Annotated in this window: 20 protein-coding genes; 7 read left to right on the top strand and 13 right to left on the bottom strand. The window is 36.8% G+C overall.

The window, feature by feature from the left end:
• The first annotated feature begins 1 nt into the window (after window position 1).
• Complete coding sequence (locus OM074_RS03165) at window positions 2-856, top strand: hypothetical protein (RefSeq protein ID WP_301197828.1); 855 nt, start codon at window positions 2-4, stop codon at window positions 854-856.
• Window positions 857-1,001: 145 nt separating this feature from the next.
• Entirely contained in the window at window positions 1,002-2,303 is a 1,302-nt protein-coding gene (locus OM074_RS03170) for a M18 family aminopeptidase (RefSeq protein ID WP_301197829.1), read from the top strand.
• Between the two features lie 21 nt (window positions 2,304-2,324).
• On the opposite strand, the gene OM074_RS03175 is transcribed toward OM074_RS03170, so the two are convergent.
• Complete coding sequence (locus tag OM074_RS03175; protein ID WP_301197830.1) at window positions 2,325-5,060, bottom strand: serine hydrolase domain-containing protein; 2,736 nt, start codon at window positions 5,058-5,060, stop codon at window positions 2,325-2,327.
• A 194-nt stretch (window positions 5,061-5,254) separates the two neighbouring features.
• Here OM074_RS03175 and OM074_RS03180 point away from each other — a divergent pair, with 194 nt between their 5' ends.
• A complete protein-coding gene (locus tag OM074_RS03180; RefSeq protein WP_301197831.1) occupies window positions 5,255-5,656 on the top strand; it encodes a response regulator in 402 nt (133 codons plus the stop codon).
• Window positions 5,657-5,831: 175 nt separating this feature from the next.
• Here the strand turns inward: OM074_RS03180 and rplI are convergent, their stop codons facing one another.
• The 6 genes from rplI to OM074_RS03210 form a co-directional block, all read right to left on the bottom strand.
• On the bottom strand, window positions 5,832-6,278 hold the full coding sequence (rplI, locus tag OM074_RS03185; protein ID WP_301197832.1) for a 50S ribosomal protein L9: 447 nt from the start codon (window positions 6,276-6,278) through the stop codon (window positions 5,832-5,834).
• A 16-nt stretch (window positions 6,279-6,294) separates the two neighbouring features.
• A complete protein-coding gene (gene rpsR, locus OM074_RS03190) occupies window positions 6,295-6,564 on the bottom strand; it encodes a 30S ribosomal protein S18 (protein WP_301197833.1) in 270 nt (89 codons plus the stop codon).
• A gap of 3 nt (window positions 6,565-6,567) precedes the next feature.
• On the bottom strand, window positions 6,568-6,915 hold the full coding sequence (rpsF, locus tag OM074_RS03195) for a 30S ribosomal protein S6 (RefSeq protein ID WP_301197834.1): 348 nt from the start codon (window positions 6,913-6,915) through the stop codon (window positions 6,568-6,570).
• A 151-nt stretch (window positions 6,916-7,066) separates the two neighbouring features.
• On the bottom strand, window positions 7,067-8,071 hold the full coding sequence (locus OM074_RS03200) for a dihydroorotate dehydrogenase-like protein (protein WP_301197835.1): 1,005 nt from the start codon (window positions 8,069-8,071) through the stop codon (window positions 7,067-7,069).
• A 41-nt stretch (window positions 8,072-8,112) separates the two neighbouring features.
• A complete protein-coding gene (gene gltA / locus OM074_RS03205) occupies window positions 8,113-9,588 on the bottom strand; it encodes an NADPH-dependent glutamate synthase (RefSeq protein ID WP_301197836.1) in 1,476 nt (491 codons plus the stop codon).
• Between the two features lie 47 nt (window positions 9,589-9,635).
• Complete coding sequence (locus OM074_RS03210; protein WP_301197837.1) at window positions 9,636-10,475, bottom strand: sulfide/dihydroorotate dehydrogenase-like FAD/NAD-binding protein; 840 nt, start codon at window positions 10,473-10,475, stop codon at window positions 9,636-9,638.
• Between the two features lie 285 nt (window positions 10,476-10,760).
• On the opposite strand from OM074_RS03210, the gene OM074_RS03215 reads away from it, so the two are divergent.
• From OM074_RS03215 to OM074_RS03225, 3 genes are all read left to right on the top strand, one after another.
• The gene (locus tag OM074_RS03215; RefSeq protein ID WP_301197838.1) at window positions 10,761-11,129 is read left to right on the top strand and encodes a translation initiation factor; all 369 of its coding nucleotides are present in this window, start codon (window positions 10,761-10,763) and stop codon (window positions 11,127-11,129) included.
• 119 nt (window positions 11,130-11,248) lie between these two features.
• Window positions 11,249-11,605: a hypothetical protein gene (locus OM074_RS03220; protein WP_301197839.1), complete on the top strand. Its 357-nt coding sequence runs from the start codon at window positions 11,249-11,251 to the stop codon at window positions 11,603-11,605.
• 328 nt (window positions 11,606-11,933) lie between these two features.
• Entirely contained in the window at window positions 11,934-14,315 is a 2,382-nt protein-coding gene (locus tag OM074_RS03225) for a TonB-dependent receptor (protein ID WP_301197840.1), read from the top strand.
• A gap of 68 nt (window positions 14,316-14,383) precedes the next feature.
• Here OM074_RS03225 and OM074_RS03230 read toward each other — a convergent pair whose 3' ends face one another.
• The 5 genes from OM074_RS03230 to pyrB form a co-directional block, all read right to left on the bottom strand.
• Window positions 14,384-15,700 (bottom strand): sensor histidine kinase, encoded by a 1,317-nt coding sequence (locus tag OM074_RS03230; protein WP_301197841.1) that lies wholly within the window; start codon window positions 15,698-15,700, stop codon window positions 14,384-14,386.
• A 136-nt stretch (window positions 15,701-15,836) separates the two neighbouring features.
• Window positions 15,837-16,418 carry a PhnA domain-containing protein gene (locus tag OM074_RS03235; protein ID WP_301197842.1) on the bottom strand — a complete coding sequence of 194 codons (582 nt, stop codon included), beginning with the start codon at window positions 16,416-16,418 and terminating at the stop codon, window positions 15,837-15,839.
• A 106-nt stretch (window positions 16,419-16,524) separates the two neighbouring features.
• Entirely contained in the window at window positions 16,525-17,118 is a 594-nt protein-coding gene (locus tag OM074_RS03240) for a flavin reductase family protein (RefSeq protein WP_301197843.1), read from the bottom strand.
• A 49-nt stretch (window positions 17,119-17,167) separates the two neighbouring features.
• Window positions 17,168-17,626, bottom strand: a complete 459-nt coding sequence (gene pyrI / locus OM074_RS03245; RefSeq protein WP_301197844.1) for an aspartate carbamoyltransferase regulatory subunit — start codon at window positions 17,624-17,626, stop codon at window positions 17,168-17,170.
• 12 nt (window positions 17,627-17,638) lie between these two features.
• Window positions 17,639-18,547 (bottom strand): aspartate carbamoyltransferase, encoded by a 909-nt coding sequence (gene pyrB / locus OM074_RS03250; protein ID WP_301197845.1) that lies wholly within the window; start codon window positions 18,545-18,547, stop codon window positions 17,639-17,641.
• A gap of 373 nt (window positions 18,548-18,920) precedes the next feature.
• Here pyrB and OM074_RS03255 point away from each other — a divergent pair, with 373 nt between their 5' ends.
• Window positions 18,921-19,814 (top strand): DMT family transporter, encoded by an 894-nt coding sequence (locus OM074_RS03255; RefSeq protein ID WP_301197846.1) that lies wholly within the window; start codon window positions 18,921-18,923, stop codon window positions 19,812-19,814.
• Window positions 19,815-19,877: 63 nt separating this feature from the next.
• On the opposite strand, the gene OM074_RS03260 is transcribed toward OM074_RS03255, so the two are convergent.
• Window positions 19,878-21,068, bottom strand: coding sequence for a MalY/PatB family protein (locus OM074_RS03260; protein ID WP_301197847.1), 1,191 nt, complete (start codon window positions 21,066-21,068; stop codon window positions 19,878-19,880).
• Window positions 21,069-21,168 lie beyond the last annotated feature (100 nt).

Raw genomic sequence — 21,168 nt, forward strand, 5'->3', positions numbered from 1 at the left:
TATGGAAATTCCAGAAGGTGTAGTTTTGTTGGATAGTTTAGGTGATTTACAACCCGAAAACACATGTCCTGTTTTAGTCTGCGGATCCCATTGCGGAGGCAACAAGGCTCTTGCCCAACAAGTGAAAAACTGCCATGTACAAGTTGTTTTTCTTAACAGCGCTGGCATAGGAAAAAATCAGGCAGGAATCAAAGGCCTCTCATATTATGAAGCAGAAGGCGTTCTTGCCTGCGCTGTTGATCACAATAGCGCTGAAATTGGCATTTCACGTGACACCTGGGAAAGCGGAATCATTAGTCATATGAACTCTTTGGCAAAAGCTGCCGGAATACAAATCGGAGATTCTGTAAAAGAGACCATTAGTAAAATAATGCACACAGTTAAGAATCCTTCGCTGTCCAAAACGCATAAGAATTCAGAATGTACTACCGGCAATGATATAAAAGATAACGATAGCAAGGCCGATTTAAAAAAACAAACACAAACACAAGTTGATGGTATAAGCATCACCATAACCGATAGCATAACTTTTTTAAACCAGAACAATTCGGGAGATATTGTTGTTTGCGGATCACATGGTGGAATGAGTGCCGGGCATTATGCACAAAAGCATGGCGTTAAAGCTGTTTTTTTTAATGATGCCGGAATCGGCAAAAACAAGGCCGGTGTAAAAAGTCTCGAGTCGTTAAGCCAGGCAGGAATCCTTGCTTGCACAGCTGACTGTATGAGTGCAGAAATTTTTAACGGAATGGATGTACTTGAAAATGGCATCCTCACAGTATGCAACCAGCTGGCAAAATCAAGAAACATCAAGGAAAGCATGACGGTTAAAGAGGCAATAAAGCTGTTAAAATAACGAGCAGCTTAGTACGCTCAAAATTCTGATGCGATCAATAAATTTCATTCCTGAACAAGGAAAATGAACTTACCCCAGTAAGCCCAACATCCAACTAAATTCGATTTTAGGATTATTTGTATCTTTGCCAGGAAAAAGATATACAATGAAACCAGAAATAGAATTAGCTCAGGAATTAATTGATTTCATTTACGAGAGCCCTTCCCCATACCAGGTTGTACAAAACACCGTTAACCTACTTAAAAGCAGTGGATTTTCCGAAATATCGCTTACCGAAAAGTGGCACTTAAAAAAAGGAGGGAAATATTATTGCATCAAAAACGGAACTGCAATATTTGCGTTCATTGTTGGGAAAAATGATTTTCCTGCATCAGGAATAAAAATGATAAGCGCCCATAGCGACTCTCCGGGTTTTAAAATCAAACCATCACCCGAGATGACTGTGGAAAACAAATTTTTAAAACTGAACACTGAAGTCTATGGCGGCCCCATATTAATGTCGTGGCTCGACCGCCCCTTATCCATTGCCGGCAGGGTAAGCCTAAAATCCAATAATCCGTTACACCCCGACAACAGGTTAGTTCACTTTAAGAAACCCCTTCTGATAATCCCCAATCTGGCTATCCATTTAAACAGATCAGTAAATGACGGCATTGCCTTAAACAGGCAGAAAGATATGTTGCCATTAATGGGAGTTATTAACGAGAAATTTACTAAAGATAATTTCCTTAAAAAGCTACTTGCCTCTGAGTTGAAGGTATCAATTGATAATATTATTGATTTCGACTTAACCCTATATGAATATGAAAAGGGATGTATCATGGGAGTTCATGATGAATTTATCAGCTCACCCAAACTTGATGATTTAGCCATGGTTCATGCAGGATTAAATGCCCTGATAAACACATCCGCCACTGATTCAACACAGATGTTATGCATTTTTGACAACGAAGAGGTTGGGAGCCAAACAAAACAAGGTGCCGGTTCACCTGTTTTATACAACATTCTGAAGCGCATTAACCATTCTTTAGGTTATGACGAAGATGACTTTTACAGAACAATCTATAATTCGTTTATGATATCTGCTGATATGGCCCATTCCATTCATCCAAATGCAGTTGAGAAACATGATCCCATACTCCACCCTGTGATTAATAAAGGCCCTGTAATAAAAATACATGCCAATCAAAAATACACTACAGATGGCGATTCCGGGACTGTATTTGAAACTTTGTGCCAAATAGCAGATGTACCTTATCAAAAATTCGTAAACAGGTCTGACATGGAAGGTGGATCTACATTAGGCAATGTTTCCTTAAGCCAAATAGACCTAAGGTCTGTAGACATTGGCAATCCAATGCTGGCCATGCATTCAGTACGGGAATTAGGAGGTGTCAAGGATCACCAATACATTACCAAAGTTTTTAAAACGTTTTACGAATTATAACCACAAAAACATATCCCGGAATTAGTCATTTATCGTGATTTCGGGATATTCATCTTTTTCAGACTTACTCTTTTCTTCCCAATACTCAGGAAGCGAATGATAAATAACAGACTGAATGTTCGTTCTCACATCACTTGTAATCAACCTCTTATTATATTGATTTGGATGAATTCTATTGGATAAGAATATATATATCAAATCGTATTTTGGATCTACCCAAACCAATGTTCCTGTAAAACCGGAATGTCCATAGGACTCAGGAGAAGCCTCTTTACAAGACGGGCCTGAAATATCTTTTTCCAAAACAGGCTTATCAAATCCTAACCCTCTCCTATTCCCTTCTTTAAAAACCGAAGTAAATTTCCTGATTGTTTCTTCATTCAGATACCTTTCTCCACCATACACCCCTTCATTCAAATACATCTGCAATATCTTCACCAGATCCTCTGCCGACGAAAACACGCCTGCATGTCCACCAACACCACCTAACATAGCAGCTCCGGGATCATGAACAAATCCCTGGAGCAATTCTTTACGCCATGATTTATCATTCTCGGTAGGCACTATTTCTTTTTTGCCATACACCCTCAAAGGTTTATACAATGTTTTAACAGCCCCTAATGGAGCATAAAAATTGTCCTGAACAAATTTATCAAGATGAGTATGATAGACACTTTCAACGATATCTTTTATATAATAATACCCTAAATCACTATACCTATATTCAGGGTCCTCTGTCACTTCAGAAGTATCAATACCCAATTTGATAGAATCTACGTACTCATAGTTCATATACCATTTATCAGATACTTCCACATTAAATTTTCCGGATTTAGAATGCCTGAATACATCATTCCTGTAATGCACCCCTCTGTTCATATACAGCCTTGTGTCAACTTTTATATTATACTGACTAGAATACCTTTTACTATAAATATCTCCCTTTAACCTTTCCTTATCTATCGTTCTCAGATAAAAAGGGATCCACGACTGCAACCCGGCCTGATGGATCAACATATCCCCTATAACAACGCCTTGTTTATTTGTATCCTGAAGTCTTGGCAAAAACTTAGACAAGGAATCAGACATCTCCATTTTACCCTCATCAACCATTTTCATTACCGAAGGAACAGATGACACTATTTTAGTTACCGATGCAATATCATATAAATCAGAAGTACTCACTTTTCTCTTCTTACTATAAGTATGGTAACCAAAAGCCTTATTGTATATTACATCACCACCTTTTGCAACCAAAACCTGACAGCCCGGCGTTGCCCTTTCCCTTATAGCCTTATAGGCAATTTGATCTATCAACCTAAGTGTATCCTGATAAGTTTTAGTATATGCATCCACATACCCCAAACGCGATTTATTGGTAAAACACCCAACCCCAAAAGGAAAATGGCCGTTAATATTCTTAGATAACACTCCCCGGGCTGGAACTCCACCAAACAAAATCTGGCCTGCAATTTCCTGCATCTCCTTTCCACTCTCAAAAGCCAGTAAAATTGCATTAAATGGGTGATTATCCGGAAGGTGAGCCAATTTATTACCCGACCCAAAATGAACCAGGATCAATTCAGCCCTTTCTGATATCTGGTACAAAAAGGTATACAAAAAATGATTAACGTCCCGATCGTACCAATCCCCGTTAACTCCAACAATTACTGTATTATATTTTTCAATCTCGTTTTTTAACGTCAACAACTCATCTTTATCTGGGATGTCCTGTCGATAAAAATGATCGCAGGAAACATATTTTGAAATAACCTTTTGAAAATCTGAGACTCCATCAGTTCCTATATGAAGAGAAGCTATTTTTTTTCCTGTAAATCCAGAAATGGGAATGACTCCCTTATTCTCAAGCAAAACACAACCCTTTTTCTGTACATTTTCAACAAATACCGAAACAAGATCGCTCTCACTCCTGAAATCCTTAACTGCACTACTTTGCCTTATCAATTCTTTACATAGCAAGATCTTTTTACAACTCTTTTCCAGAATATTTTCCGGCAGCATTTTTTTTTGAAAAATCCGTTTCAACCTGGTTATGTCCTTAATATAATTTTCTGAATATAACAATCCCCCCATACCCAAAATAAACTCTAAGGGTGGAGCTTCATACTCCTGGAGCACTTTTTGCAATTCGTGCCATTTCAGACTGGAAAAATAATTAAACTCCCGCGCCGATGAATACTCAGAAAGCACATTGAATTTAATTTGGTGAGACACCAGGATCTGCTTTGGTATTTCATAGGCATTTGCAACAAAACATTGATAGTTATTTGAATCTGTTACAAACGGCACAACCAATCGTCCTGTGGGCTCAAGAAAAAAGTCACTGGCCCTCTGTACCTCATCCTGAAACATCAACCCATAAGGTGATTTCATGCTAAAAAAGAAACCTTCACCATGATTTCCATGTAATATTTTGCTAACAAGAGCAATTTCTTCACTATTTTCACCTTTTAAAAAAGCAGAGCGTATCATTACATCAGACAACATAGGATCTGAAACACCGGCAAATTCATAAAGGTCATCAAGATTAATACAATTTATCCCCAAAGGATAATTGTTCACATCCTCAGCATCATCAACCCTTAAAGACACCACTATTAAAGAGAGCTTTTCTTCAAGGGTCATATTCAAATACAAAGAATCAATTCTTGAATAATTAACCGGGTACTTGTTTACTGCAGAAATATCAATAATAAATACTATAATCAGGAATAATAAAACGATATATTTTGTCACTGTTATTTTTGTTTTTTCTATTTATGATAGATTGAATAAATCCAAACCCAAAATTAAACTTATTGTTTGACTTTTCCACATGAAATTCCTTATCGAATAAAAGCTTTTTTTAAATTACTTTTTTTGGTAAATAGAGACACAAACGCTAAATTAGCACAAAATAGAAACGAATTGGAATCACTGACTTTTACATTATGAGTGAAAACATTAGTAGTTCTCTGAATCAAAATTGGGGAGATAAAGTTATTCTTGTTGTTGAAGATGTTGACACAAACAAGATATTTTTTGATGCAGCATTACGAAAGACTAATGCTAAAATACTTTGGGCTAAAGATGGCCAGGAGGCAATAGATATGTACAAAGAAAACAATATTGACCTGGTACTTATGGATTTACAACTTCCAATAATGGACGGTTATACAGCTACTAAAGAAATTAAGAAGCTTGATAAAAATGTACCCATCATTGCCCAAACAGCACATGTCATGTCTGGCGAAAGAGAAAAGTGTTTAGAAGCAGGGTGCGACGATTACCTCGCAAAGCCCATCAGACTGCAGATACTTATGGAGACGCTTTCAAAGTATTTAAACAAATAAAATTTAAGCTTCAGTTTTTACTGAGGCTTTTTTTTATACTCCAGAGGTGTAATATCAACCAGAAGTTTCCATAACCTACTTCTGAAAAAATATTTCAACGTAAAAAGCCCACTTGAAAAACAAGTGGGCTTTCTATGTTTGTTTGAAAATGTATCTCGTATAAGTTTATACTAAATTACTCTGCTACTACCTCAAAGTTAACTTCAACTTTAACTTCTCTATGAAGTTTAAGCGTAGCAACGTATTTACCAACCTCTTTTACCTGGTCTTGTTTAATAGAAATATACTTACGCTCTACTTCGTACCCTGCTTTTGCCAAGGCTTCTGCAATTTGAATAGTGTTTACAGAACCAAAGATTTTACCAGTAGTACTGGTTTTAGCACCAATTGTTAATGAAAGACCTTCCATTTTTTGTGCTAACTCAAGCGCATCGTTCTTAATTTTTTCTTCTTTATGAGCTCTTTGGCGCATATTCTCCTCATGTACCTTAATAGCTGAAGGAGTGGCCAAAATTGCAAGCCCTTGTGGAATAAGGTAGTTTCTACCGTACCCCGCCTTTACTTTTACAATCTCGTTTTTGTGTCCAAGATTTGCAATATCATCTCTTAATATTACTTCCATTTTTTGTCCTCCTTTTTTATTTCATCAAGTCAGTAACATAAGGCAACAATGCAAGGTGACGAGCCCTTTTTACTGCTGTTGCAACTTTTCTTTGATACTTTAAAGATGTACCTGTTAAACGACGAGGAAGAATCTTACCTTGCTCGTTCAAAAACTTCTTAAGAAATTCAGGATCTTTGTAATCAACATACTTGATCTTGTTTTTCTTAAAACGACAGTACTTTTTCTTTTTAATCTCAACTGACGGAGGAGTTAGATATCTGATTTCACTTTGATTTTGTGCCATGGCCTATTTCTCCTTTTTTTCTTTGATTGTTTTTCTTCTTTTCTCACTATAAGCTTCTGAGTATTTATCCATCTTAAATGTTAAGAAACGAATAACGCGCTCATCACGACGAAAAGCAAGCTCTAGCTTGGCAATCACATCAGGTTCTACTTTAAAATCAAACAAGTTGTAAAAACCTGTTGACTTCTTTTGAATTGGATACGCTAACTTACGCAATCCCCAGTTTTCTTCGTTTACAATTTCGCCTCCGTTGTCTGTAATAACAGTGCGGAATTTTTCAACCGCTTCCTTCATCTGAACATCAGACAAAACGGGAGTCAAAATGAAAACGGTTTCATAATGATTCAACATAATTAATAAAATTAAATATTTAATGCGGGCGCAAAAGTATACATTTTTTATCTAATTTCAAACTATTACACAAACTGAATCACCAACTAAGCAAAAAAGGAGATCAGAACCAGAATCCCAATCTCCTTTTAAAATATACTATATCTTACCTTTATATTATTTCCTCTGGGTTATGTCCTGAAAAATACTTCATAAACTGCACTCTTTCAAAGCGCTCTGAATTTTCACCAGGCTCATGATGTACACTTCCCCGAAATTCATCAACGCTCAAATAACCCCTTCTTTCCATCCAGAACTCTATATTCTTCAAAATACCGGCAACAGAACCAATTCCATCCTTATATAACATAGATACAACCTGAACTGTAGTAGCTCCCGCCATAATCATTTTTATGGCTGTTTCGGCATTATGAATTCCAGTACTGGCTGATAGATCACACCCTACCTTTCCCGACATTATAGAAACCCACCTTAAGGTATTGTAATAATCCATTTTGGAAGAATATGGATCTCCCGCTTTGATTTCATCGGTCATAATATCAAAATCGACATTATAAAACCTGTTAAACATGGTTACCCCATCAACTCCTGCATCGTCAAGCTTTTTTATTACGGCAGCTAAATTTGATGAATACGGAGCCAGTTTAACAGATACGGGAATTGCAATATGCTTTTTTACTTTTTCAACAATCGACAAGTATAATTTTTCATGCTCATCAGCCTGTTGTTCAATATCAAAAGGTAATTTGAACATATTCAGCTCCAGGGCATCCACTCCTGCTTTTTCAAGATGTTTTGCATAAGAAATCCATTCTCCTGAAGATGCACAATTAAGGCTACCTATAATTGGGATATCAATCTCCTCTTTGGCTTTTGCAATTAAGTCAGCCATATTTTTTAAGGTATCGCTCTTTAGCTGATAATCAAAATAATCCAAAAACTCCAGATTATTATCCTGATAACCAATTCTATTCTTCAGCGTTTCTTCGTGCTCCTTAATTATTTCTTCTTCAAAAATTGATTTAAGCACTACAGCAGCGGCACCACTCTGGGCAATCCTTTTTAAACCTTCAATGGTGGCAGTTAATCCACAACTACCTACAATAATTGGGTTCTTCAAGCGAAGCCCCATATATTTTGTATCCAATATCTTCATACTACAAATATATAATGATTGGCCTAATTCAACAATCTGAACTATTTATTTTTCAAATATACATCCATCGACTGAGCTGCTTTTCTTCCATCGCCCATTGCTAATATTACAGTGGCACCTCCCCTTACAATATCTCCGCCGGCATACATTTCAGGAATTGATGATTGTAAAGTATCTTCTTCAACCTTAATTGTCCCCCATGAAGTTACTTCTAATTCCGGCAAAGAGTCCGGAACAATCGGATTTGGGGATACCCCAACTGCAACAACCACAGTATCTACATCGATAATTTCCTCTGCACCCTCAACAGGAACCGGTCTGCGCCTCCCGCTTGCATCAGGTTCTCCAAGTTCCATCTTCTGAATCTTCACCTTATTAACCTGCCCTTTTTCGTTGGCAAAATATTCAATCGGATTAGAGAGCGTCATAAACTCCACCCCTTCTTCCTTGGCATGTTCAATTTCTTCAACCCTTGCCGGCATCTCTTCCATGCTCCTGCGATAAACAATAATTGCCCTATCGGCACCTAGCCTTTTCGCCGTACGAACCGAATCCATCGCGGTATTTCCTCCGCCAACAACTACTACATTTTTACCACTTACAACAGGGGTATCTGTATTTTTATCAGCCGCATGCATCAGGTTGATACGCGTTAAATACTCATTAGAACTTAATATTCCAATATAATTTTCACCCGGAATATTCATGAATCGGGGCAATCCTGCACCACTACCTGCAAAAAAGGCTTTAAAACCTTCCTCTTTCAAATCTTCAATGGGAGCAGTTTTTCCAACAATAAAGTTCGTTTCAAATTTCACTCCCATTTTCTTAAGCCCTTCTATCTCCACGTCCACAATTTCATTGGGCAAACGAAACTCAGGGATACCATATTTTAAAACGCCACCTATTTCATGCAAGGCTTCAAATACGGTAACATCATATCCTTTCTTTGCCATCTCTCCTGCAAAAGTCAAACCGGCAGGCCCGGAACCTATACAGGCTACTTTTATCCCATTTTTTTCCTGAATTTCCGGAACAGATATCTTTCCCGATTCTCTCTCATAATCAGCAGCAAAACGCTCCAGATAACCAATCGCAACAGGTTCTTTCTTCAATTTCTGTGTATAAAAACAATTGGCTTCACACTGCTTTTCCTGCGGACAAACGCGACCACAAACGGCAGGCAATGAACTTGTTTCCTTTAATACCTTTGCTGCTTCCAGAAATTCACCCTCTTCAATTCTTTTTATAAACTTTGGAATGTTTATTTCAACAGGACAGCCTGTAATACAAGTTGGGTTTGGACAATCGATACAACGGCTTGCTTCTTTTTGCGCCTGTTCTGCTGACAATCCACTATTTACCTCAACATAAGATTGAATTCTCAATTGCGGATCTGCCTCAGGCATTTTAACTCTTTCCTGGAGTGTCCGTTCCTTATTATTTTTTGATTTTCTTAATTTCTCACGCCACTCCTGCGCACGCTCTGACTTTAAGTAACTATCTCTGTTTTCCATCGTTGGAAATTAATTTCGTATATTATAATTTCGTATAACAGGTAAATCTATCTTCCTTTTTCTTCTGAAGACTTTAAGTAATCAGAGTCGGCTTTCTTTTCAAGGTCTTTATATCCATTTAACCTTAGAAGCATTTCATCAAAATCCACCTGATGTGCATCAAACTCAGGTCCGTCTACACACACAAACTTTGTCTTCCCTCCTACTGTAATCCTACACGCCCCACACATTCCGGTACCATCAACCATTATGGTGTTTAAACTAGCCAAAGTAGGTATATTATATTTTTTGGTTGTAAGTGCTGCAAACTTCATCATAACAGCGGGACCAATAATCATTGCCTCATCAATTTTTTCTCTGGCAATAGCTTCTTCCATACCTTCTGTTACAAGGCCCTTTTTACCATATGAGCCATCATCTGTCATCACAATTAACTCATCAGAAAACTGTTTAATCTGATCTTCAAGAATTATCAAGTCCTTACTACGGGCAGCGATTACAGTAATCACCCTGTTTCCAGCCTTTTTATATGCCTCCACAATAGGCAAAAGCGGAGCAACACCAACGCCCCCTCCACAAGCCAGGATCGTGCCTTTATTTTCGATATGAGTAGCCTGTCCTAAGGGGCCAACCAAATCTGTTATATATTCACCAACCTCCAATGCGGCCAGCTTACGGGATGACACGCCCACCTTTTGAACCACCAATGTAATAGTACCTTTTTCCCTATCTGCACCAGCTATTGTCAAAGGGAAACGCTCTCCCTTCTCCCCTATTTTAACAATAACAAAATGTCCGGCCCTTCTTGCTTTAGCTATTCGTGGCGCTTCAATACTGAGCCTTACAACGTTCTCTGAAAAGAACTCTTTATCTACAATCTTAAACATTCTTAAAATAAGATATTCTTATATTATCACTTATATTCACATACTTCCACAACATACTCATGTGATTAAAAAAACACTTTATTAAATCTCAAATCATGACATGCGGAAATAAACTTTACAAAAGTATTATAAAATTCAAAACTATAAATAATTCATAGAAAATGATTCTAAGAAAATATCAACTAAACTTATCTTTAATTAGTAGCCTAATTAAAATTCCAGTCATAATAACTCATTTCACACACATGGAGATAACCTTTCTTTTTTTCAGTCAAAATTATATTTTTGTGGAACAAACATGAAATGATGGCAAAGAAGAGCAGAAAACAAAGAGACGGGATCGTATTCTCAACCAATCAGGATTTTGAATACAATTATGATGAAGAACCCATTGAAGAAACACTCCCCCCTCAACAACAAAACTTACGCGTTATGCTGGATAAAAAGCAACGCAAAGGAAAGGCGGTAACGCTGGTAACCGGCTTTGTTGGTGAAGAGGATGATTTAAAAACGCTTGGAAAAGAGCTGAAATCTAAATGCGGTGTTGGTGGAACAGTAAAAGACAATGAGATTCTTATCCAGGGGGATTTCAGGGACAAAATTCTCGATCTGTTAGTTAAAGCCGGATACAAGGCAAAAAAATCGGGTGGATAAAGTTAAACATCCTTAAAAAAAACTTATTACAGAAACTTCAAAGTGGTTTTTAAGTAAAATCCCTAATAATAGTTATTGTATACACGCACAAAACTATTCATTTTTGTGCTGTGGATATTATGAAAAGGATTAATCAGATATTATCAACAGGATTTGTAGTACTGCTACTCTTTTTAAACGTTGGCCTGGCCTTAACGTTAAACAAGGGATTGCATGCTCACTTTTTGGGTAATAATCAAATCCTTATTCACTTTCACAATACTGCAGGCCCTGACCAGCCTCACCATGGTACTGATGGCTGTGCATCTGCAAACTTTGTTTTTTCCACCACCATAACTTACCTTAATAATGCAGAGGGAGTTGTTTTAAAGTCTCTATGCTATTATTTGCATAAAGAGAATATTACAACAACATACCGCATAAATTACATTCCGAATTACCAATATTCCTGCCTTAGGGCTCCTCCTGTGGTGTAGTAAATACTTTATATTCTTTTTTGGAGCAGTTATAGTAATAAAGCCGTTAGAGATTAAAAATACAAATGGTATATATGCCCGGTGCTAAATTCCAATGTTTCACTGTGAATGCATTTGGTATATTTCATATTTCCATTTACTCAAAAAAACATCACTATAGCACATTGCGTATTACTAAATAGATAGCACCTGGCTATCCCTTTTAATACCTCATGCCCAAAATGTATCTGATTTCTGTTAAATCAGGATTTCAATCAATACTATATTTCATACAGGCAACAAATATCCGTAAGGAAAAACGCGATGCCTCTTTTATACTTTTTTGACAATGAACAAACTATTATACATTTTTACGATCTTAACATTTTCAGTATTTAATCTTTTTGCAAACCCTGGAGTTCCTCCAATTCAGGGAGAAATAAACAATGGGGACCAACCCATACCTTTTGCCACTATACAATTAAAATCAACCACAATTGGATCAGCGGCTGATATTAATGGAAAATTCACCCTTTTGGACATACCGGAAGGAGAGCACATTCTCGTTTTTCAGGCCTTAGGACATATGTCTAAGGAAGTAAAGGTTAACCTATCGTATAACAATCCATTAAATCTGGATATTACCCTGGAAGAAGACGTTTTAGGATTGGAACAAGTAGTGGTAACTGCAGACAAAGCAAAAAAACGCAGGATAGATGCTTCTACCATAGTAAATACAATGACTCCAAAACAATTAACCCAGGTTCAGGCGGTTACGGTTTGTGAAGGCCTAAACTTTACTTCAGGATTAAGAACCGAGAACAACTGCCAGAATTGTGGAGCAAATGCTGTCCGCATGAATGGTATGGATGGCTCCTACTCACAAATACTCATTAACGGCAGGCAAATTTTTAGCGGTCTGGCCGGTGTATACGGCCTTGAAATTATACCTACAAATATGATTCAGCAAATCGAGGTTGTTAAGGGTGGCGGATCGGCACTATATGGCAGTAATGCAATAGCCGGAACGATTAACCTAATTACAAAAGAACCAACCAATAACATATTTGAAGCAAGCATCCAAAATGGTTATATCGGACTTGACAAAAACCCTAAATCAGATTTAAACATCAATCTTAACACTACAATTGTTTCTGAAGATAAAAACACAGGCATCGCGCTATATGCCACCAACAGAAACAGGGAAGGTTATGATGCCAACGGGGATACCTTTACAGAACTTTCAAAGATTAAGAATACAACCTTTGGTACAAATATGTACCACCGAATAGGATACAGAAATAAAATTAGCCTGGATTATTTCCATATTGTTGAGGAAAGACGGGGAGGCGATATGCTGAACTCAAAAGAACACGAAGCCAATATAACCGAATCGGCCAACCACAATATAAATACAGGAGCAATAAATTTTACCCGGTTTATCGGTGAAAACAATGGCCAGCTATCAATATATGCTTCTGCCCAACATGTAGACAGGTCAACCTACTACGGAGCAAGGCAATATGAAGACGGCTTTATATTTGAACTCCCCATGAACGATCCGGAACAACTATCATTGGGAACACCCGACATGAGTTCTTATGGAAGTACTAAAGACCTGTCATACTCCTATGGAATTCAAACAAAAGGAGGATCAGGCAGACATAGCTACATTGCCGGAATTGAAAATATTGGAAGCAACATGAAAGATAAAAAGCTTGGCTATACAGATTCTGAAGGCTATCACCCCGACGTGATCATTTCTGACCAAACCATGAATACACTCGGTATATTTGGTCAATATGATTATGAAATGAAAAAAATAACCATTTCAGCAGGCTTTAGGGTTGACAACTACAACATTACCAACAAAGAATCCGGGGAAAGCAATTCTGACTTGTCAAATACCGTTTTTAGCCCAAGGTTGAATTTTCTATATAAGCCAATCAAACAATTACAAGTAAGAAGTAGTTTCTCGACAGGATTCCGGGCACCACAGATATTTGATGAAGATTTACATATTGAAACTGCGGGAAACAGGAAGGTCATTCACAAAAACGGGAAAGGATTAAAACAGGAATCCAGTAACAGCTATATGCTTTCACTGGATTATCAGGGTAAAGTTAACAACGGCAATTTTGAAATTATGGTGGAAGGTTTTTATACCGGCTTAAAAGATGCTTTTGCCAACGAAAACTCAGAACCTAACGAAAATGGAGAGGTAATTTACACCCGGGTAAATGGTGGCGCTGCCTGTGTAAACGGAATCAGCATGGATGCCAAATATTTCCCTTCGGCAAACTGGGATATTCAATTTGGTTTTACGTCTCAAAAAAGTGAATATGATGAAATGCAGGATCATGGCTCCAAAGAGTATTTGAGAACCCCCAATAACTACGGATATTTCACTTTTAATACTGAGCCTGTCAAAAATTTTAGTATTTCACTAAACGGAACTTATACCGGTAGCATGCAAATACAATACTTTGGAAATACCATAAACGGCGAACTAATTGACACGGATAAATTCTTTGATCTTGGAGCTAAAGCAGAATATATTCTTAAGCTAAAAAAAGGTTTTGATCTAGGTATTAACCTGGGAATGAAAAATATTTTCAACTCATATCAAGACGACTTCGAATCAGGCATAAACCGGGATCCGGCATACGTATATGGCCCATCTTTGCCCAGAAGTATATTTTTTGGAATTAAAATCGGAAACTTATTATAATGTAGCACTACCAAAAACAGCATATCAGACGCCATATAGTAAAATATATAATAGAAAGCGGATAATTACTAACTATCCGCTTTTTCTGTATCCTGATCAACTGGCAATTCCACAAAAAACTCTGTACCCAAACCTTCTTCTGAAACAAACCATATGTTACCCTTTAACAAATCGGTAAGGCTCTTACATATAAACAATCCCAGACCTGCTCCATTCAACTGGTTTACTTCTGCCTGACCTCCTACTTGTTTATATTTATCAAACAATCCCCTCTGCTCCTCTATCGGAATTCCTTTACCCGTATCTTTAACCGAAAATATAATTGAGTCCCCCTTTCTGTACCACGACACCATCACGCTCCCCTTTGTTGTAAATTTTAATGCATTATATCCTATATTGATTAAAATTTGATATATCAGGTTCTGATCAACCTGAAAAAGTCCACTATCCTCACTAGTATTTTCCAACATCACTACAGAAACCTCTTCTTTAGTATTTAAAGTCTTTAATGTTTCTGACACATGGACAAGGATATTATTGGCATTGCATTGTGAATAATAAACCATGGTTTGCCCCGAATTTAATTTTGATACATTGATGATATTATTCAGGAGATTCAATAACATCCGGGAGTTTTGGTTGAGGATTTTTAGAAAATACTGATGATCCACAGGGTTTATATCCGGATCATCAAGTAATTCTGCAAACCCGGTTATCGCATTCATGGGGGTTCGGATTTCATGACTCATTTTGGCCAAAAAATATGAGCTTTCCTCTGCAAAGCTAACCGCTTCATTTCTTTCCTTAAATAAAACATTTCGCGCATTAATTAAAAGGGGTATTTCAAACAAAAGCAAAAGAACTGCCATTGACAAGGTATCCAGGAGTCTTTGATTGTCTGACTCATAATGTTGGATTAATTCAGGATAATAAAATTCCAAAAGATAAAGCAGGATAGTCATTATAAACAAAGCCACCAAAGAAACATACAACTCTTTTCCTGATGAGATAAAAATAATAACTACAGCCAGGGCTTGTAATAAAAAAATACTTGGACCGGAACTACCCTGGGTCGCACACCATAAATAAGTACAGGCAGCAAAAGTTGCAACAACAAAAACCTTACGTATAACATCATACTGTTTTGTAAAATTTGCAAGCAAATAAAATATTATAAATGCCCCCATCACAATCATATCAAACAATATAATATTTGACGGAATGCCAATAAATAAATTAATTACAGTTGAAATACCTATCAACAGAATCATGCAGAAGAAAACATATACAAGCAATAGATCCTTTAATGGCCTGTTTTGTTCCCCGAAAAATATCAATTTCTGAATTATCCCCTTTAAACCTGCTCTCTCTCTTTTTTCCAACATCTACAATTCCCGAAATTATAATATAGTATTGCGATACTACGGATAAATAACTTTTAAGTTATAATAGACTAATACAAAATTTTAGTAGGCATAAAAAAACCTGGCAAGATGGCCAGGTTTCATATTTAAATAGAGTTTAATTATTCTTTTTAACATACTGTGTCAAAATCACAATCTGTTGCCCATTAACCCTGCCTTCAATCTGCTCAGCATTATCATGTACCAAACCAATATTTCTTACGGCAGTACCTCTTTTGGCAGTAAACCCACCACCTTTTACATTTAAATCTTTAATTAACACAACGGTATCCCCTGTCTGCAAAACAGCTCCGTTACTATCTTTATGAATCACGGCATCCTCATCTTCATCACCATCCCCGGCAGCTTTAGCCCATTCTAGCACATCCTCTTCAAGATAAAGCATATCTAACAAATCCTGAGGCCATCCTTCAGCTTTCAACCGGTTTAACATCCTCCATGCTAAAACCTGGACAGCAGGCACAGTACTCCACATGCTATCATTTAAACACCTCCAATGGTTTGCATCAACAACACTGGCATCTTCTATTTGCTTTTTACATGTATTACATACAAATACTGCGGCATCTGCACCACTTACTGGTGATGATGGAATTTCATAAGCAGACAATCCCTCTGTAGCCCCGCACAATTCACACACCGAACCGCTGCGTTTGTCTAATTCTTTTTCTATACTCATTTTTCTATAATAATCATTTAATCAACAAATATATCCCCATCCAACCAACAGACCAACCCAGAGGGTATATTTTGACAAACATTAACTTAACAACCAGACACAAAGTCTATTTTGCTTTCCTTTTAACTTTAATCTTCTTTTTTTCTACCGCGTAACCAAACTTACCAATTTTCTTGCCTACTTCGTAGTAGTTGCCATGTGAATAGCAAATGGGTTTGGCTTTGTGCAATGCAAAGGCTCCTGTTTTTTCATCAATAAAAGACTCATCAGCTTTCACATTAACTACTTCTGCCATAAACATGTCATGTGTACCCAACTCGACCACCTCTGTTACTTTACATTCAATATTCACAGGTGATTCCTCAATTAATGGTGCTTTTACTACACTTGCTTTCCCCGGCGTCAGATTCATTTCTTTAAACTTATCATATTGTCGACCGGATCGAACGCCACACCAATCTGTAGCATACGATAAATCCTTAGTAGTAAGGTTTATTACAAACTCCCCCGTTTCTTTTAATATAGAGTACGAATGACGCCCCTTTCGTACTGATACATATAACATTGGAGGATCTGAACATATTGTCCCAGTCCACGCTATAGTAATAATATTATAATTTTCAGGTTTATCTCCTACTGTCACCATAACTGCAGGTAATGGATATAACATATTACCCGGTTTCCAATCAACTTTTGCCATATTCAATCCGAATTAAATCAACTGCACAAAAATAGACACAATTTATTAGCTACAAAATTTCAAGGTGATCCTTGGTGGTAATCTTTTCACAATAATGACATTTTAACGCAATATCTCCTGAAACCAATAAAGAAAACCGGGTTGTAATATGCTCGTTATTAGTAATACACTTTGGATTAAAGCACTTTGCAATCCCTACAATTTCTTCAGGAATTGACACCTCTCGTTTTTCCACCACATCATAATCCCTTATAATATTAAACCGAGCCTCAGGAGCAACCAAAGCTATCTTATCCAGATCCTTTTCTTCAAAAAACTTATCAGCAACCTTAACAATGGCTTTTTTTCCAAAACGATTACTGCCCAGGTTTGTACCAAAAGTAATCAGGTTTTCGCACTTATCTAAATTCAGTATACTAATCACCTTAAAAAGTCTTTCTGCTGGAATATGATCGATTACAGTACCATTTTGAATGGCACTAACTCTTAATTCTTTTTTCTTACCCATTGTTCTTTTTTTTTAAGCCAAACCTAATATTGATGCAATAATTGCCATTCTTGCATACACTCCATTTTCTGCCTGCTGAAAATAATACGCTTTAGGATTTTCATCCACATCGGTACTAATTTCATTAACCCTTGGAAGCGGATGAAGTATCCTTAAGTTATCTTTAGTATTTTTAAGCATCGAATTCCTTAACACATAAACATTTTTCACCTTTTCATACTCCAGTGGATCTGCAAAACGTTCCTGTTGCACACGGGTCATATATAAAATATCTGCTCGTGATATAATATCAGTAAACTCCGAATGTTCGTAAAAAGGAATACCTTTTGAATCCAGCCACAATTTATACTCATCCGGCATTTTAAGTTCATCTGGCGAAATAAAATTAAAAACCGGATTAAAATGACTCATTGCCTGAAGCAGGGAATGAACTGTACGTCCATACTTTAAGTCGCCTACCATAAAAACATTAAGGTTTTCAAGGGTACCTTGCGTTTTCTTAATTGAATACAAATCCAGCAAGGTTTGTGTTGGATGCTGATTGGCTCCATCTCCTGCATTTATAATGGGTACTGATGACTGCTCTGAAGCATACCTGGCACTACCTTCGAGGGGATGGCGCATAACAATCATATCGGCATAATTGCTGACCATTTTAATGGTATCTTTCAGCGTTTCCCCTTTTGTGGTTGAAGAAGAAGAAGCATCTGAGAAACCAATAATCCGTCCACCTAAACGGCGAATTGCAGTTTCAAAACTTAAACGGGTACGCGTAGAGGGCTCAAAAAACAGGCTTGCAATAACTTTGTCTTTCAGCAAATCCTGATTTGGTTTTGCTTCAAACATTGCAGCTCGATCAACAATCTGAAGAATTTCTTCTTTTGTAAAGTCATTAATGGATACTAAACTTCTGTTTTTCATTTATTATGGATTAGTTCCATGGTATTTTAAACCATAAAATAAAATACCCGGAATTTGATTTATTATTTGAAAAATTGATTTTTGAACCAATGGAAGGTGCCTTACCCAAAGACCTTGCCCAACACCCTGTAACAACCTGGGATCCGGGCAAAAAAAAGACCTATTAAAATAGGCCAACAACAGTGAAAAGGGAATTAAAAAAAAGAAAAAATAAGATTCCTCATCATTATATCTAAATGATGACATATTACAACAATAGTCGTTTTTGGATATTCTTAAACATTTACTCATTCCAAAGTTCAAATGTAATACAAAAATCACAATTGCTTAAAATTTTAAAAGAATATCTTTGCAGAAAAAACAAACAAGAGACATGCAACGATCATACACATCCAGTTTAATACTAATGCACTTTATTGTTTTTATTTATGGCTTTACTGCCATTATTGGAAAACTAATAGAGATGAATGCCCTACAAATGGTATGGTACAGAATGCTATTTGCAGCTTTAGGTCTACTGGTATATTTAAAATGGAAAAAGATCAATATATCTATACCCAAAGCAGATACAATTAAACTAATTGGGATAGGACTGGTAGTTGCTTTGCACTGGATCACCTTTTTTGGCGCCATCAAAATCTCAAACATCTCTGTTACCCTGGGCATAATGGCTTCAGGAACTTTATTTGCAAGTATTTTGGAACCATTGTTTTTTCGACTTCGCGTTAACTGGATTGAGTTTTTGATAGGCACTTTTATTGTATTTGGCCTATATCTTATTTTTAGTTATGAGCTTTCATATATCAATGGAATTTTAGTTGCTTTAATCGCAAGTCTACTGGCCACCCTTTTTACTATTTTAAATAAATCTTTTACAAATAAATTTTCACCTTCAATAATCAGTTTCTACGAAATGACAGGTGGATTTATAGGCATCACACTTTACCTGATCGTTTCACAACAATTAAACAGGGAATTACTTTCCCCATCCTATATGGATTTATTTTATGTTATAATTCTGGGGATAGTTTGCACTGCTTTTGCCTTTGCCGTGAGCGTGGATGTAATGAAGGAACTATCTGCTTATACCGTAATATTATCTGTAAACATGGAACCCATCTATGGAATACTCCTTGCCTACTTCATTTTTGGAGAATCAGAACATATGAGTGGGGGATTTTATTTGGGAACCATAGTCATCCTGCTCTCCGTTTTCATTTACCCCATAATAAAAGCAAAAACCCGGAACAAAAAGAAAAAGGCCTGACAAACAATATTTATCAGACCTCTTACTTTTTATTCGATTAACAATTCTATCCGGCATCTAACATTAACCTTGTTTATCCAAAAAATGCTTCCGCACTTTTAGAATTCGCTCCATACCCTCTTTGATTATAACTTTAGGAGACCCAATATTCAGTCGTTGAAACCCCTCGCCCTCTTCACCAAAACTCAACCCGTCATTCAATCCAACCTTACCAATTTTTATCATGGCCTTCTTCAGCTCGTCATGAGGAACACCCCATTTCCTGAAATCTAACCAAAGCAAGTAAGTTGCCTCTGGCAATACATAACCAACTTCTGGCATATTCTCCTCTATAAAATCCTTCACAAATACTGCATTATCTTCAAGATAGGTTTTCATCTTATCCAGCCAGTCTGAACCCTCATTGTAGGCAGCAGTTAAAGCCACTCCTCCAAACAAGTTTCCCATATACATCTGATAAGCACTCAATCTTTTTTCAAAACGCTTTCTCAAATTTACATCTTCAATTATTGCATAAGCTGTTGATAATCCTGCTATATTAAAGGTTTTACTGGGAGCCATAGCTGTTATTATCCTATCCTTTAATTCAGGAAACAAGTCGGCCATAACCAAATGTTTATGACCAAACAAACAAAGGTCACTGTGTATTTCATCAGAAACTACCAACAGATCGTATTTGATGCAAATCTCGCACATCTTCTTCAATTCTTCCTTATTCCATGCCCTTCCAACCGGGTTATGCGGATTAGATAGTATTAAAATCTTTGCCTTAGGATTAGCAGCCTGCTTTTCCAACAAATCAAAATCAATAGCATAATATCCATCTTTCTCAGTCAGGATATTTTTAACCAACTCCCTTTTATTCTCCTTTACAATAGAATGAAAAGGTGGGTACACCGGAGTTTGAATAATCACCTGATCCCCTTCTTCAGTAAACTCATTAATGGCAATTACCAACGATGCCAATACTCCGGGAATAAACTTAATCCATGACTGTTCAATATTCCAGTCATGTTGTTTTGAAACCCAATTTTGAATAGCCCCGGTAAATTTATCATCCCTTATTGTATATCCATATATTTCATGAGCCGCCCTGTCCCGGATAGCTTTTATAACAGCAGGAGGCGCCTTAAAATCCATATCTGCCACCCACAAAGGCAACACATCACTTGTTCCAAAGAAAAACTCCCTCAGCTCCAGTTTAAAGGCATCCGTTCCTTCCCTTGCAATTATCTCATCAAAATCGTACTTCATATTCTCTATATTTATCTATATACAAAAGAAATTATTTTGATTTGAATTTCCATCATGATTATAATCATATATCATAGTTGAATAATAGGCAAAAAAAAGC

It is taken from the genome of Plebeiibacterium marinum (assembly GCF_026013615.1).
Taxonomy (GTDB): Bacteria; Bacteroidota; Bacteroidia; order Bacteroidales; family Marinilabiliaceae; genus Saccharicrinis; species Saccharicrinis marinus_A.